The 14,415-nt window shown below is 62.7% G+C and carries 12 protein-coding genes; 6 read left to right on the forward strand and 6 right to left on the reverse strand.

All coding sequences use genetic code 11. The annotated features are described in order from the left end of the window. Positions 1-155: 155 nt before the first annotated feature. The 4 genes from NKJ84_RS15555 to NKJ84_RS15570 are packed head-to-tail and all read right to left on the reverse strand — an operon-like array spanning position 156 to position 3,869. Entirely contained in the window at positions 156-905 is a 750-nt protein-coding gene (locus NKJ84_RS15555; RefSeq protein WP_352507163.1) for a glucose 1-dehydrogenase, read from the reverse strand. Positions 906-953: 48 nt separating this feature from the next. After that, a complete protein-coding gene (locus NKJ84_RS15560) occupies positions 954-1,958 on the reverse strand; it encodes a sugar-binding protein (protein WP_352507164.1) in 1,005 nt (334 codons plus the stop codon). Between the two features lie 53 nt (positions 1,959-2,011). Next, on the reverse strand, positions 2,012-3,073 hold the full coding sequence (locus tag NKJ84_RS15565; RefSeq protein WP_352507165.1) for an ABC transporter permease: 1,062 nt from the start codon (positions 3,071-3,073) through the stop codon (positions 2,012-2,014). Positions 3,074-3,128: 55 nt separating this feature from the next. Then, entirely contained in the window at positions 3,129-3,869 is a 741-nt protein-coding gene (locus NKJ84_RS15570) for an ATP-binding cassette domain-containing protein (RefSeq protein WP_254819718.1), read from the reverse strand. 452 nt (positions 3,870-4,321) lie between these two features. Here NKJ84_RS15570 and NKJ84_RS15575 point away from each other — a divergent pair, with 452 nt between their 5' ends. Together NKJ84_RS15575 and NKJ84_RS15580 are read left to right on the forward strand one after the other, a co-directional pair. Next, positions 4,322-5,755: a coiled-coil domain-containing protein gene (locus NKJ84_RS15575; RefSeq protein ID WP_502900487.1), complete on the forward strand. Its 1,434-nt coding sequence runs from the start codon at positions 4,322-4,324 to the stop codon at positions 5,753-5,755. Positions 5,756-5,926: 171 nt separating this feature from the next. Beyond that, complete coding sequence (locus NKJ84_RS15580; protein WP_502904021.1) at positions 5,927-7,450, forward strand: serine hydrolase; 1,524 nt, start codon at positions 5,927-5,929, stop codon at positions 7,448-7,450. Positions 7,451-7,479: 29 nt separating this feature from the next. Here NKJ84_RS15580 and NKJ84_RS15585 read toward each other — a convergent pair whose 3' ends face one another. After that, positions 7,480-8,415 carry a hypothetical protein gene (locus tag NKJ84_RS15585; protein WP_352507168.1) on the reverse strand — a complete coding sequence of 312 codons (936 nt, stop codon included), beginning with the start codon at positions 8,413-8,415 and terminating at the stop codon, positions 7,480-7,482. Between the two features lie 264 nt (positions 8,416-8,679). On the opposite strand from NKJ84_RS15585, the gene NKJ84_RS15590 reads away from it, so the two are divergent. After that, the gene (locus NKJ84_RS15590) at positions 8,680-9,120 is read left to right on the forward strand and encodes a lipid-binding SYLF domain-containing protein (protein WP_352507169.1); all 441 of its coding nucleotides are present in this window, start codon (positions 8,680-8,682) and stop codon (positions 9,118-9,120) included. Between the two features lie 18 nt (positions 9,121-9,138). Here NKJ84_RS15590 and NKJ84_RS15595 read toward each other — a convergent pair whose 3' ends face one another. Then, positions 9,139-9,771: a TetR/AcrR family transcriptional regulator gene (locus tag NKJ84_RS15595; RefSeq protein ID WP_352507170.1), complete on the reverse strand. Its 633-nt coding sequence runs from the start codon at positions 9,769-9,771 to the stop codon at positions 9,139-9,141. Positions 9,772-10,490: 719 nt separating this feature from the next. Between NKJ84_RS15595 and NKJ84_RS15600 the strand changes: the two genes are divergently transcribed. The 3 genes from NKJ84_RS15600 to NKJ84_RS15610 are packed head-to-tail and all read left to right on the forward strand — an operon-like array spanning position 10,491 to position 14,274. After that, positions 10,491-10,976 carry a (2Fe-2S)-binding protein gene (locus NKJ84_RS15600; protein ID WP_352507171.1) on the forward strand — a complete coding sequence of 162 codons (486 nt, stop codon included), beginning with the start codon at positions 10,491-10,493 and terminating at the stop codon, positions 10,974-10,976. Then, a complete protein-coding gene (locus NKJ84_RS15605; protein WP_352507172.1) occupies positions 10,973-11,956 on the forward strand; it encodes an FAD binding domain-containing protein in 984 nt (327 codons plus the stop codon). The genes NKJ84_RS15600 and NKJ84_RS15605 overlap by 4 nt, the downstream gene beginning before the upstream one ends. Beyond that, positions 11,953-14,274 (forward strand): xanthine dehydrogenase family protein molybdopterin-binding subunit, encoded by a 2,322-nt coding sequence (locus tag NKJ84_RS15610; protein WP_352507173.1) that lies wholly within the window; start codon positions 11,953-11,955, stop codon positions 14,272-14,274. The genes NKJ84_RS15605 and NKJ84_RS15610 overlap by 4 nt, the downstream gene beginning before the upstream one ends. Positions 14,275-14,415: the final 141 nt, after the last annotated feature.

Genomic DNA, 14,415 nt, shown 5'->3' on the forward strand with positions numbered 1-14,415 from the left:
TGCGAATCGAAAGTCGGCGGCTGCAATACGGCGCGTCATCCAATCGTGTGGCGTCTGCGTCCGCGCAGGGGGACCGGGCTAGCAGCGTATGCAGCAAGTCGTCATTTCAGGCGGCTAGCAGGCACGCCCTGTCGGCACGGTGTCGCCGGTTGAAATCACAGGGAAACCGATAGCCCGCCGTCAACGGCCAGCACGTGCCCGTTGACGTAAGCGGCAGCGTCGGAGGCGAGAAACACTACGGCTCCGCCGAGTTCCTCAGGCTGGGCCCAGCGGCCCGCGGGGGTTCGTGCCTCGACCCATTTGGTGAAGGCCTCGTCGTGCATAAGTGCGGTGTTGAGCTCGGTGGCGAAATAGCCTGGGGCGATCGCGTTGACGGTGATGCCGTGGCGGCCCAGCTCAGCGGCAGTTGAGCGTGTCAGCCCATGTAGCCCCGCCTTTGCCGCCACATAGGCGTGAATGGTGGGACGGCCAAGGATCGCTGCGACCGATCCGGTGTTTATTATGCGCCCGAACTTGTTTGGCAGCATCAGGCGCACCGCGTCGCGCATCATGCGGAAGCAAGCCGAAAGATTGACGGCAACCACGTGGTTGAAATCCTCGTCCTGCCATTCGACCAGCGGTTTACGATGCTGGATGCCGGCGTTGTTGACCAGAATGTCGAGGCGGCCGTGGCGTTCGACGATTCCTTCGAGCGACACCCTTGAGATCGCCGCATCGGTGACATCGAACGGCAGGGCTTCTGCACCTATCCTGTCCGCCGCGGCGGAAAGGGCGGCCACGTCGCGGGCATTGACGACCACCGTCGCGCCGTTTTCCGCAAGTGCCTTGGCCATGGCGAAACCAAGACCACGCGAGGCACCCGTGACCAATGCGACACGGCCCTTGAGCGAGAACAATTCCGGCATTGAGATCCCCTATGGAAAAGGGCGGGAGTTTCCTCCCGCCCAAAAGCACTATTTGGCGACGCAGGTGTCGGCTGTCTCCGGAGTGCAGACATCGAGGCCCGTGTAGGTCGGGTCGGCCGGCGGAGCCTTGCCGTCCTTCATGTCCTTCAGCGCCATCATCGTCTTGTAGCCCATCTCGAACGGCCGCTGGCCGACCTGGCCAAGCGAGAAACCTTCCTTCATCTGGTCGATCTGTACCGGAAGCGTGTCGGCGACGACAAGGGCCAGGGCCTTCGAGGCGATCTTGTCCTTGTACGGTGCGACGGCGGCGCGGTTGGCATCAGGGATGAACTGCGGGAAGCCACCGGTTGGGACAAACGCGTCGAGGTTCGGGTTTTTCGCCATGATATCCTCGAACTGTTGCACCGAAAGCGGGAAATCATCGTTGGTGTAGAGCGGACAGCCTTCGATTTCGGTCCAGCCGTTCTGGCCTGTCAGCCGATCTCCGGGCGAGGCCGCCGATTTGGTGCCCGAAAGCTTATCGCGAATGCCCTGCATGCGCTCGTTGTGGTTGGCCGCCGCGGCGCCGCCGGACTGGATGCAGATCGTGCCGCCTTTGGGCTTGATCTGCATGACAAGCTTGGCGAGGTTCACGCCGATCTCGTAATTGTGGGTGCCTATGTAGGCAACGCGCAGATCCTTGTTTTCGGGCAGGAGATCGGAGTCCCAGGTGAGAACCGGGATACCGGCCTCCTTGGCGGCCTGCAGCGCAACCGCCATCGCCGCGGCGTTCGATGGCGACACGGCGATGCCGTCCACCTTCTTGGCCACGAGATCCTGCACGATCTGCACCTGCTCGTCGCCGCCGCCATGTTCGCCGGGACCGATATACATGCACTCCACAGCGCCATTGGATTCGGCCTCGGCCTTCTTGCAGCCGTCGCGTGCCTGGTCGAAGAAAGGATTGTTCATGTTCTTCGGCACCAGGGCGAAGGTGTATTTCGCCTGGGCGCCGGAAACGGCGAGCACCATTGCGCCAAGCGCGACGGCGGCCGTGAGCAGATGTTTTTTCATGTGACGTTCTCCTCCTTGGTGTGATGTCCCGCAAGCCTCCCGCCGGCGGGTTTCTAGCGGCGTTTTTTGGGCATCAAGACTGCCAGCGACGCGGCGAGAATCGATTTGCCGCCGGTTTGCATGCCCAAGAGAACCGCAAGAACGATGAAGGCGCCGACGAAGGCACCCTGCCAGTTTGAATCGATGCCGGCCATCAGCAGCGCGTTCCTGATCACCTCGAGGAAGGCGGAACCGATGATCGCACCGAAGGCCGTGCCGGCGCCGCCCATGAGGCTGGCGCCGCCAATGACTGTCGCGGCGATAACGCGCAGCTCATAGCCTTGGCCCATGGCATTGATGGCCGAGCCGTTATAGCCGAGGAGCAGGAGCGAGGCGAGCGCGGCGGTGAAAGCCGAGAAGACATAGGCCTGGAATTTGATCCAGTTGACCGGAACGCCGGTGAGCCGTGCCGCCTCCTCATTGCCGCCGATGGCGAAGAGATGCCGGGCCCAGGCAGTGAAGTTGAACACGAAGCCGACAATCAGGGCCAGGATCACCATGGTCCAGAATTGTGACGACAGTTCTGGTATCCAATGCGGTGCCCAGTCCTCCAGACCATGCCGCGGCCATTTCCACTGACCGATTGCCTTTACGATCGGGGCATCGGGCCCGAACTGGTAGAGCATCTGGTTGGCCGAGAATACGACCGCCAGCGAGCGCGCGACGGACAGCATGCCGAGGGTGACCACAAAGGACGGCATCCCGACATAGGCGACAAAGAATCCATTGACCGCGCCACAGGCCAGACCGGAGAAAAGGCCCATGGCGAAGGCGACGTACCAGGGATAGTGCCAGGTGAGGAACAGGCCGGCGACGATGACCACGAGACCCATGACGGAGCCGACCGACAGATCTATACCGCCGGTGATGATGACGATCGTCATGCCAAGTGCCATGATGCCGAAAGGTGCGAAATTGCGCGTCACATTGGCGACGTTTTCAGAGGTGCCGAAGCTCGGCTCCATCGCAGTCATCAACATGACGAGCGCGATGAGCGCGATCGTCACCCAGAAGGGCTGACTTGAAATCACACGTTGGAGAACTGTTTTTTCCTTGGTCGGAACGAAATCCGACATGACCGGCCGGCCATGTTCTTCGACTGAGCCCTGAACGCCAACTGACTCCTGAACACTATTCGCCACGGATGGCCCCCGTTATCAGTCCAGTGATTTCCTCGGGCGACGTTTTGTCGGCTGGCTTGTCGGCAACTTTCGAGCCCCGCCTGAGGACGATAATACGATCTGCCACGGCGAACACGTCAGGCATTCGGTGACTGATCAGCATGACGCCGACTCCTTGTGCTTTGAGGCGTCGGATCAGTTCGAGTACTTCCGCCACCTGGCGCACCGAGATGGCGGCCGTTGGTTCGTCCATCAGCACCAGCTTGGCATTTGAAAGCCGGGTCCGCGCGATGGCGACCGCCTGGCGCTGCCCACCCGACATCTTCCTGACGAGGTCGCGCGGCCGGGTTTCCGATTTGAGTTCCTTGAACAGCGCTGCCGAGCGATCGATCATCGCCTGCTTGTCAAGAATCCTGATCGGCCAGAAGCCTTTCTTGATCTCGCGCCCCAGAAAGACGTTCTGCGCGGCCGTCAAGTTATCGGCGAGCGCCAGGTCCTGATAAACAACTTCGATCCCTTTGGCGCGGGCCTGCACAGGCTGGTGGAAGTGGCACACCTCGCCCTCGACTACAATTTCGCCGTCGCTCGGAGGAAAATTCCCGGCCACCGTCTTGACTATCGTCGACTTGCCGGCGCCGTTATCCCCCATGAGACCAACGACTTCGCCTCGCTCCACCTGGAAGCTGACGTCGGTCAGGGCCTGGATAGCCCCGAAATTCTTGGAGACGTGGCGAACCTCAAGCACCGGCATCGCGGTCCTCCCGGGACAACATTTTGTCGGTCTTGTCCCTGGTCTATTCACAGCAGCTAATCAGCGAAACGTATTCAACACAATCATTTATTAGGTCAGGCCTCTCGGCAGTGACACGCGTCGTCTTAGGCCGTGACCTTGTAGCTGCTGCAGAACACCGAGGTGCTCGGCCGGTCCTTAAGACAATTACCAGGCGATTCTCAGGCTTGCGCCGCTTGATATTCGTTTCGGGTGAAATGAGTGGCATTTTGCGAGCGGTGCCAACGCTTCGGGTATGGAGCGCCGCAGAACACGGCTTTGCGTCATTCAAACACACGAGGACAGTGGCCAAGCCTGTCCCTAGCCTGCGTCGGCCAGAGCGCACGTCAGGAGATGAACCCGTATTCGGGGAGGCGAGGTCAAGTGTTGAAAGTCCGCTCCTTAACGGCGCTGCACGAGAGGGATATTCGGTCATGAATTTCAAAGGTTTGATCAAGCGTGCCGAGACTGTGGAGAGAGCGTTCAAGGAGCTCGAAACCGATTTGGCGGATGCGTTTAGCGAATGTCTCAACGTGGACGATCAGCCGCCGCTGAACGACGTCACCGTGCCGGATGAGACGGAATCGGATAAGAATCTCGCGGCAACGGATGACAGCTCGCAGATCGAGGCCAATGCGGACGCCTTCGAGACCGCACGAAGGCTGTCCCCCCATACGCAAACCCGGCTGGCTGCCTTAAGCGCGGTCGATGGGCTCTTTCACGACGCGCAGGAGTATCTGGGGGAGATCAATGCGAAACTGTCGGAGATCGCGACCTCGCATCATCTGACGGGCGAATTTCTAAAACTGCTCCACGGCGACATTCTTCGCGCCAACGAATTGGAGCTGGCAAATACCGGCCTGATGGCGCAGCAAAGGGTGCTGTCCGAACAGCTCCACGATGCAACCAGAAAGCAGCGCGAGCGCGACAGCGCTATCGAGGCCCTGCAGCAGCACGAGGCGAGCCTGGTCGAGGACAAGGAAGCACTTCGCGGCGCGCTGGCTGCGGCAAGGCTGGAACTCGTCGTGGCAGGCAATGCGAGCGCAAAACGCGAGGCCGAGTTCGGCGAGCTTGTCAAAACACTCTCGGCCAGAGCCGTCGAGGCCAACAGACGCTCGCGCGAGAACGAAATGCTGCGGGAGAAACATGTCAGCCTGTCGATCGACCTCGACAAGGCGCTGAAACGGGAGGCCGAGGCCCGGCACAGGCTGGACGAACTCTCGACTGTCCATGCCAATGATGCCGCGCAGCTTTCGGAACTGCTGGCCGCGCTTGGCAAGAGCGAGAAAGAGGAGATGCGGCTGCAGAAATCGCTCGATATGGCGCAGGCGAAGCTATCGGAAATAACGGAAGCAGCCCGCCTCAGGGACGGTGACAGGGAAGCCGAGCTTGCACGCAGTGTCGCGGAGATGACCGGCCTGCGTTCTGAAATCGAGGACCTTCGATCGCGGCTGGAGGCCGCCTCCAACCAGAACAGCGAAGCCGCCAGCGAGATCGCCATGCTCAAGGCCCAGGCGAGCGACGCGGTGGCCGAAAGGCAAATTGTCGAGCAAAAATTGTCTGCTCTCATGAAAGAGAGCGAAAACGACAAGATGAACCTTTCCGCAATCAGCGCAAATTTTTCGCAGCTTTCTCTGCAACAGGCATCCGAACAGATACAGTTCGACGTCCAGAGGCAGGAATGCGAGGATCTGCGAGCCGAAGTCGCGTCGCTTCAAGCCCGAGTCAAGGAACTGTTGCCCTATGAGCGGCTCCACAAGGTCACCAACGCCAGACCGCGTGAAGACGGCGTGGTCGAGATCACCGCCGCGGCGGCGGAGAAGGCCCGCGCCGGCAGGCGGCGCCTCCGCCTGCGCGCTGCATCCTAGCTCAGGCGCGGCTGTCTGAATTTCGACTGGTGTGAAGCGGACATCCGTCAATGGATGGCGGGTCGAGCGTGAGGCTGGCCTTCCCTGCGTCGGCCTGCAATAGTGCACGCCGGTGAAGCGGAGGGGCTGAGCATGCGGCGGTTCACAAACCGGAATCACCTCCGGTGGAGGATGTTGGCCTTCATCGCAATCATGGTGCTTTTGCCGAACGCGGCGTCGGCCGATACCATCCCACCCGACAGGATCGCCGCAGCTCTGTCGAAGCTCGAATTGCTTGCCGAAGGCGTCGTCGCGGATGGTAGCGTGCCCGGTCTGGCCATCGGCGTCGTGCACGGCGACGAGGTGATCTTCCTCAAGGGGTTCGGGCATCGCGAAGCCGGAAAACCGGAGATCGTCGATGCCGACACGGTCTTCCAGATTGCCTCGCTCTCCAAGCCGGTCTCCGCCACCGTCGTGGCGGCGCTGGTCAGCGACGGGATCGCTTCGTGGGATTCCAAGATCGCCGACCTCGATCCGGCTTTCCGGCTCGCTCAGCCCTATCCGACCAGCGAACTCACGGTCCGCGACCTGTTTGCGCACCGCAGCGGGCTTCCCGGCACCGCCGGCGACGACCTCGAGGACATCGGCTATGACCGCGCGGAGATCCTGCGCCGCCTGCGGTTCGTGTCGCCGTCATCGAGCTTTCGTGCGGGCTATTCCTACAGCAATTTCGGACTGACCGAGGGGGCCGTCGCGGCCGCGAAGCCGACAGGCAAATCATGGGAAGAGGTCGCCGAAGAGAAGCTCTACCGTCCGCTTGGAATGGTCTCGACCAGCTCCCGTCATTCGGACTTCATCAAGCAAGCCAACCGCGCCGAGCTCCACGCCAAAATCGATGGCGCGTGGACCGCCAAGGTCCAGCGCTATCCGGATGCGCAGGCGCCAGCAGGCGGCGTCAGTTCCACCGCACGCGACCTCTCGCAATGGATGCGCCTTGTGCTCGGCAACGGGGCCTACGCCGGCAAGAGACTCATTGCCGCCGATGCGCTGGACCAGACACATATTCCCTTGATGGTTCGTGGCAAGAACCCCGTGTCCGGAGGCGAGGCCTTCTACGGCCTCGGTTGGAATGTCGAATTCGGCCGGCACGGACCGATCTGGGGTCATGCGGGCGCCTTCAGCGCCGGCGCCCGCAGTCTGGTGATGCTCTTTCCCGAGGAGAAGCTTGGCATCGTCGTCATCGCCAACGCCTTTCCGACAGGCGTGCCGGAGGGACTGTCCGACAGCTTCGCCGATCTCGTCTTCGACGGAACGCTGGGAAAGGACAAGGTAAAGGCTTGGAATGATATCTATGCAGGCATGTTCGGCCCGGTGATTGCGGCGGCCAAGGCTACCTATGCCGCGCCGCCCTCTCCAGCAAGTCCGGCGGCGCCGGCCAGCGCCTATGCGGGCCGTTACTTCAACGACTTCATCGGCGATGCTATTGTGTCAGGCGAAGGAGACGCTCTTGTCCTCAAGGTCGGGCCTGCCGGTGCGCGGTCCTATCCACTGAAGCATTTCAACCGCGACCTCTTCGTGACCTTCCCCGATGCCGAGATGCCGGACAGGCCTTCGGCCGTCAGCTTTGCCCTCGGCCCCGACGGCAAGGCGTCGGCCATGACCGTCGAATTTCTCGACGACAATCGTCTCGGCACGCTGCAACGCGTGGGGGATTAGCCGCCGCCGGGCGGGCGATGCTTGCCGGTTCAGGATGCCGGGCCGAACTGGAGCAATTTGAAGCAATCGCCGCTTCCCGACTTCAACTGCGTCAGGAAGCCTTTTGACCGATCGATCCATTCCTGGTGCGACCTGGCATCGGCTTCGATCTCATTGGCCGGTGCAAGCTTGACGAAGTCGCGCCCCTTGCTGAAAAGCCAGCACGCGCGGCCGAGAAACCGCCTGCTGCGCTGGCGCAGGAGGTCGGCATCATAAAACACGTCGAGCACCTCCTGCTTGATCTTCCGCTCCTTTTCGGGATTGGCGATCGCAACCTCGATAGGCTCGCCGCCGATCGCATCCTGCAGGTCCTTGTAATCAAGGGCCATCTGGGTGGTGGCATATTTGATGTCGCTCTCGTCCCGGACGACGTTGAACCATAGCGTTGGGTTGAGCTCGTTGACGACGAACGATGCTTCGAAATCGCGCGACAGATTCAGGATATCGAACCCCTGAACATCGACGTCGCGCTCGACCAGAAGGATCTGGGAAACCTGCTTGGCGAGCGCCGTTCCGTGGGCGCTGACAGCGGCGTTGTCACCGCCGTGTTCCGGACTGACATAAGCACCACCATCATCCAGCAGCGCGTCGAATTCGCCGAGGGCCTCCACGACAGCGCTGCCGCGGGCAACACGTGCCGCCAGTTTGGCGAGAACCTGCTGGAGCTCCGCTTCGCGTTTGCGCTGGTCCTGATAATTCTGCTGGAAAAAGAAGATGAACAGGGACACGCCAATCCCGATCATGATCACGCCCAGCTGCGAAAAGATGTTGCGATAATATTCCAGCAGCTTTTCACGATGGCGTACGTCGTCGCGCACGCTGTGCGCCACGCGAAGATTGACGATCAGCGAAAGGACCAGCAGCCCGGCACCGACCAGGATAAGGCCGCCGATCAGGAGGTAGCCATGCCGTGAGTTGAAATCCATTCCTTTGCCGCGCTCCCGAAACCCCAGGACAGCGCAGACTAATACCATTCCGCCTCAACACCTACGATCATCCCCACCATCAGTCATGTTCTTACAGCCAGGACTACGCTCGCCATCCGCCTCGTTTCGTAGCGGTCTTCTCGCAGCCGGATTCAGGCCGCGTGCTTGGAACCAATGACGGGCGAGACTGTTCAGCTATGACTTTGATACGGCGCCGACGTGCCCGGCCGGCTGGGCATGCGGCGATCTTGAGGAGTTCTCATCATGAAGATTTCGTCCAGATTTCGTTCAGTCGCGGTTGCCGTCATAACTGCGGCGGCAGTTAGCTTTGCCAGCGTCGCACATGCCGACAGCGGTACGATCCGCTTCGCCATCTACAAGGCGGCCTTCTTCATCGGCGGCGCCGGAGGCGAGGGCACACTGACCTTCCATGGTCGCCGGTATCCCATCTCGGTCGGCGGCATCTCGGGCGGCCTCGCCTTCGGTGCCTCCAAGACCTATTTCAAAGGTACCGTGCGCCACATACGGCGCGCCCGGGATGTGACGGGGGTTTACGGCGCAGCGGGCGGTGGCGGCGCGCTCGGCAAAGGAGCCCAGGTGATCGTCATGACCAATGACAAGGGTGCCCAACTCGAACTCACGGGCAGGCAGGTAGGCCTGCAAGTCAATGCCGATCTCAGCGGTATGAGCATCTCGCTGAAATAAGGACAGTCACTGCATTCGTTATTCCTTGGATGGGCGGGATTTGGCCGCTCCAAACCGCAGCCCATCCATCAGCAGCGACACCAATCGGCGCGAGCGGTCGCGCCAGTCCTTGGTGTCCGGGGCCGAATAGATGCCGCCCAGCGCATGCAGCACGTCGGAGGCATCGACGTCGCTGCGGATCGAGCCGTCGGCGACCGCGGCATCGATCAGCCGCCGCAAGGCGAGCGTCACCCTGCCCGAAACGTCGGAGAACAGGGTGGAGTTGGTCGTGAGCAGGATGCGCAGGCTTGTCGACAGCCCGCGCTTGGTGGCGATGTAGTCGACGAAGCGCTGCATCCATTGTTCGAGCGCCATATCGGGCGAATGATCGTGGGCGAGTTCGTCGGCCGCCTGGCACAGCCCTTCCACTTCGCGCCGATAAACCACCTCGACCAGATGCTCGCGGGTTGGGAAATGCCGGTAGAGCGTGCCGATGCCGACGCCGGCCTGGCGCGCAATCTCCTCCAGCGAGGCGTCGACGCCATGCGCGGCAAAGGCCTTTGCCGCGACCTCGACCAGCGCGTCGCGGTTGCGCTGCGCGTCGGCGCGCAGCGGTTTTGCAACGGCGGTTTCGGTTTTGTCTCCAGGTATGACGGGCGGCTCCGCGGCCAATTTCTTCTCCAGTGCTGATCCGAAGCATACCCGGATAGGCAGGCCCCGTTTCAAGAACGCAGACTCTTCCACCTTCGTTACGTCTCCGACAAATATAATCGCAAGTAACTATAATCACAGGATCGAGTTTGGGCCGGCGTTCCGGCAGGCGAGGCATCTTGCCCGCCTCCGGTGCACGGCGGGTGACGACGGAGGATATTTCCTCGCGGCGGCACTCCTCATCTGTTCGGCCGATGCCGTGGGGCAAAAATGAGCCCACGTTGAGCGCGATCCCCTCAGGATCATTGGACTGTCCTGCCCCTACAGACAGTCCAGAGAGCACCACCGGCTTGGGCCGGTGGTGCTTTTTTGTCTCCCGGCATGACGGCTGGCTGCCCGCCCCCAATTTTCTCCAATTTCGATCAATTTCGATCCGGGGCTTGAACAGGGCGGAGCAGGCCCCTAGTTAATAAACGGAGGCGCCTCCGATTTGTGGAGCGCCTTTATCATGTAATCACGGGATCATGTAATCACGGGATCGGGTATGTCACGTCTTTCAACCTCGCAAACCGCGGCCCTCCCGGAGGTCGCATCAAGCCAAGCGGACCCCCGCTGCCCTGCCGGGCATCTCCCCCGCAAGGGGGGAGATTAGCTCACCTAGCCATAACCTGATCTTGCCGCTCGCTGGCCGGGCGCCAGATCATCCCCTCTCGCGTCAAGCAACTGGAGCCAGACGCCCCATGACAAGCAAAACCCGAACTCCGATCCAACTTCAAATCAACGGACATCGACATGAGCTCGAGGCAGAGCCGCGTGTTACCCTGCTCGACGCCTTGCGCGATCATCTCGGCCTGACCGGCACCAAGAAGGGCTGCGACCAAGGCCAGTGCGGCGCCTGCACCGTCCATATCGACGGCCAGCGCGTGCTGGCCTGCCTGACTCTTGCCGCGCAGGCCGAAGGACGTGCCATCACCACCATCGAAGGGCTTGCCGGGGAGGATGGCGCGCTACATGCGGTGCAGGCCGCCTTCCTCGAACAGGATGCCTTCCAGTGCGGCTATTGCACGCCGGGCCAGATCATGTCGGCGGTCGCCTGCATTCGCGAAGGCCATGCCGGCTCCGATGAGGAGATCCGCGAATACATGGCCGGCAATCTCTGCCGCTGCGGCGCATATCCGCATATCGTCGCCGCCGTGCGCCAGGCAGCCGTGGAGGCCACATCATGAGGGACTTTTCGTATCTCCGTGCCGGCTCGGTCGACGCAGCGCGTGAGGCAGCAGCACTGCCCGGCGCCATGCTGCTCGCCGGCGGCACGACGCTTGTCGATCTCGCCAAATGCGGCGTTGCCGAACCCGAGATCGTGGTCGACATCACCCATCTCACCGGACTGGACACGATCGTGATCGATGACCGGGGCGCCACGGTCGGGGCGCTGGCCGGGATGAGCACCGTGGCCGACCATGCCGGTATCAAGAGCCGGTTTCCTGCCGTTTCGGAGGCGCTGTGGCAGGCGGCATCGGCGCAGCTGCGCAACATGGCGACGATCGGCGGCAATTTGATGCAGCGTACACGCTGCCCCTATTTCCGCGATCCGTCGAATTTCCCCGCCTGCAACAAGCGCTCGCCCGGCAGCGGCTGCTCGGCGATCGGCGGCGTCACCCGCGGCCATGCCGTGCTCGGCACCAGCGAGGCCTGCATCGCCACCTATCCCGGCGACCTGGCGGTTGCACTCGTCGCTTTCGACGCAATCGTCCATCTCGGTGACCGCCAAATCGCCGTCGATAATTTTTTTCTGCTGCCGGGCAGCACGCCCGACAACGAACATGCGATCGAGCCGGGCGAGGTGATCACCGCGATCGGCATTCCCGCTTCGGCCGCCGCCCGCCGCTCGACCTATCTGAAAGTCCGCGACCGGCAATCCTATGAATTTGCCGCCGCAAGTGCCGCCGTCGGTGTCGAATTCGAGGCGGACGGCCGCACGATCCGCGACCTGCGCGTGGCGCTTGGCGGCGTCGCCACAAAACCGTGGCGGGCGCGTGCCGTGGAAGAGGCGCTGAAAGGCAAAGTGCTCGAGCCGGAGGTCGTCAGGCAAGCCAGCCTGCTCGCCGTCGAGGGCGCCGTCGACCATGGCGCCAACCACTACAAGATCCAACTGGCGCCGCGCGTCGTCGCCCGCGCCATCCTAAAAATGGGAGAAACGGCATGACCGTTCACGAGTTGAGAGCAAGACCCGGCGATGCCAAACACGGCGACGCTTCGGACGGTGCCGTCCTCGCCGATCAGGTCGGCGGCCGGCTGTCTCGCGTCGACGGCCCGGCCAAGATCACCGGTGCCGCCAAATATGCCGTCGAGCAGCGGCTCGACGGGCTTACCCATGCGGTGCTGGTCGAGAGCACCATTGCCGCCGGCCGGGTGCATTCGATCGACACGGCCGCTGCCGAAGCGTCGCCCGGCGTGCTGCTGGTGCTGACGCCTGACAATATCCTGCCGCTGAGAACCGCAACGGATTGGCTGGGCACGCCGCCGCCGGATGTCGCCTATTGCCCGCTGGCGCGCGACATCACCTTCAGCGGCCAGCATGTCGGGGCAGTCATCGCTGAGAGCTTCGAACAGGCGGTCGCGGCCGCGGCGCTGGTCAAGATCGCCTATGACGAGACGCCGGCGATCGTCGACCTCAGCGATCCGAAGGCCGGCGACGGCATCCCGGTCGACGCCATGACCAAGGAATGGGGCGAGGCGGAGACAGCGTTCGCCTCGGCTCCGGTCAGGATCTGCAACGCTTACAACACGCCGCGCGAATACCAGGCGCCGATGGAGCCGCATGGCCTGATCGCAAAGTGGCAGGGCGACCAGCTGACGGTCTGGGAGCCGAGTCAATGGGTCGACGGCATGGCGCGGACCTATGCCGAATGGTTTGGCGTGCCGTTCGAGAATGTGCGCCTTGTCTCGCCCTATATTGGCGGCGGCTTCGGGTCCAAGGCGTTCGCCTATGGCTACGGCGCGGTGGCGGCAGCGGCCGCGAAAATGCTGGGACGGCCGGTGAAGCTGGCGGTCACCAGGCCGCAGACCTTCACCGCCTATGGCGGACGGGCGGCGACGCGCCAGACGGTAGCGCTCGGCGCCGATCGCGACGGCAAAATCCAGTCGATCGTGCATCGCGGCGTCAACGAGACCTCTGTCGACGGCATGTGGGTCGAGCCGCTCGGCTCGGTCACCTCGGTCATGTACGCGACGCCGAATTTCTCGTCGCGGCAGAACGTCGTGCGGGTCAACACGGTGGTGCCGGGGGCATTGCGCGCGCCGGGCGAGAACCCGAGCGCCTTCGGCATCGAAAGCGCCATTGACGAGCTCGCTTACGAGGCCGGCATCGATCCGCTGGAAATCCGGCTCAGGAACTATGCCGAGCAGGACCCGCATGCCAAGAAGCCGTGGTCGACACGGCAGCTGCGTGAGGCCTTCGCCGCCGGCGCCGAAGCCTTTGGCTGGTCGAAGCGGAACCCCCGGCCGCGTTCGATGCGCGACGGCAACCAGCTGATCGGCTGGGGTGTCGCCGCCGGCACCTATCCGGTGCGGCGCGCCTATGGCGAGGCCATGGTGCGCATCCTGGCCGACGGCTCGGTCGAGGTCGAAAGCTCATCGATCGACATGGGGCAAGGCACCTACACGATCCTGGCGCAGACCGCCGCCGAGGTGGTGGGCGTGCCGGCGGAAAACGTCGTCGTCAAGCTTGGCGATTCCCGCTATGCGCGAGCCGGCGTCACCGGCGGTTCGCGGCTGGCCGGGGTGATGACCGGCGCCGTCCACAAGGCGACGAGTGCCGCGCTCGACCAACTGATCGGGCTCGCCATCAGCGATCCGGCTTCGCCGTTCCATGCGCTGCAGGCCAACACGCTCGTCGTCGCCAATGGCCGCATCGCTTCACCGCGCGGCAACGGCCCTGAAGTTTCCATCGCCGAACTGCTCAGGAGCGTCGGGCGCGAGCATATCGAGGCGAAGGGCGACACCATGCCGGCCAATTCGACGGTCGAGGACCGCTACAAGAACTACACCACCATAGCCATGGCGCTGCCACACACCGAGGGCGACTATTCCCGCTACAGCTGGTGCGCGCATTTCATCGAAGTGCGCGTCGACGAGGACTTTGGCACGGTTCGTGTGTCGCGTGTGGTGTCGGCGCTGGATTCGGGCCGGCTCTACAACCCCAAGCTCGCCGAAAGCCAGTGGAAGGGCGGTATCATCATGGGCATCGGCCAGGCGCTGCTCGAGGAAGGCATCGTCGACCGCCGGCATGGGCGCATCGTCAACAACAATCTCGCCGACTATCTCATCGCCACGAATGCCGACATTCCCGATATCGAGGTGATCTCGGTCGGCATTCCCGATCCGCACTCCTCGGTGCTTGGCGGCAAGGGGGTCGGCGAACTGGGCATTGTCGGCGTGGCGCCGGCGACCGCCAACGCGGTGTTCCACGCCACCGGGAAAAGGGTGCGGGACCTGCCGATCACGCTGGAGAAGCTGATTTAGGGGCAGACGGCGAAGGTGCCGATCTTCCCCCCTTAAGGGCAGGGCTATCGCATATGAGTGATGGCATTGATGAGATAGTCGTCGTTCCAGGCGCATTTCTTGATGCGATGGCTGATGGGGACTTTGGCAGCATCGGCGGTC

The organism is Mesorhizobium sp. M0048, assembly GCF_040323405.1.
Lineage (GTDB): Bacteria > Pseudomonadota > Alphaproteobacteria > Rhizobiales > Rhizobiaceae > Mesorhizobium.

What these genes read in the sequence shown, in the direction of transcription:
- NKJ84_RS15555 (WP_352507163.1), bottom strand. Translation starts at nt 905, where the DNA reads ATGCCGGAATTGTTCTCGCTCAAGGGCCGTGTCGCATTGGTCACGGGT.
- NKJ84_RS15560 (WP_352507164.1), bottom strand. Translation starts at nt 1,958, where the DNA reads ATGAAAAAACATCTGCTCACGGCCGCCGTCGCGCTTGGCGCAATGGTG.
- NKJ84_RS15565 (WP_352507165.1), bottom strand. Translation starts at nt 3,073, where the DNA reads ATGTCGGATTTCGTTCCGACCAAGGAAAAAACAGTTCTCCAACGTGTG.
- NKJ84_RS15570 (WP_254819718.1), bottom strand. Translation starts at nt 3,869, where the DNA reads ATGCCGGTGCTTGAGGTTCGCCACGTCTCCAAGAATTTCGGGGCTATC.
- NKJ84_RS15575 (WP_502900487.1), top strand. Translation starts at nt 4,322, where the DNA reads ATGAATTTCAAAGGTTTGATCAAGCGTGCCGAGACTGTGGAGAGAGCG.
- NKJ84_RS15580 (WP_502904021.1), top strand. Translation starts at nt 5,927, where the DNA reads ATGTTGGCCTTCATCGCAATCATGGTGCTTTTGCCGAACGCGGCGTCG.
- NKJ84_RS15585 (WP_352507168.1), bottom strand. Translation starts at nt 8,415, where the DNA reads ATGGATTTCAACTCACGGCATGGCTACCTCCTGATCGGCGGCCTTATC.
- NKJ84_RS15590 (WP_352507169.1), top strand. Translation starts at nt 8,680, where the DNA reads ATGAAGATTTCGTCCAGATTTCGTTCAGTCGCGGTTGCCGTCATAACT.
- NKJ84_RS15600 (WP_352507171.1), top strand. Translation starts at nt 10,491, where the DNA reads ATGACAAGCAAAACCCGAACTCCGATCCAACTTCAAATCAACGGACAT.
- NKJ84_RS15605 (WP_352507172.1), top strand. Translation starts at nt 10,973, where the DNA reads ATGAGGGACTTTTCGTATCTCCGTGCCGGCTCGGTCGACGCAGCGCGT.
- NKJ84_RS15610 (WP_352507173.1), top strand. Translation starts at nt 11,953, where the DNA reads ATGACCGTTCACGAGTTGAGAGCAAGACCCGGCGATGCCAAACACGGC.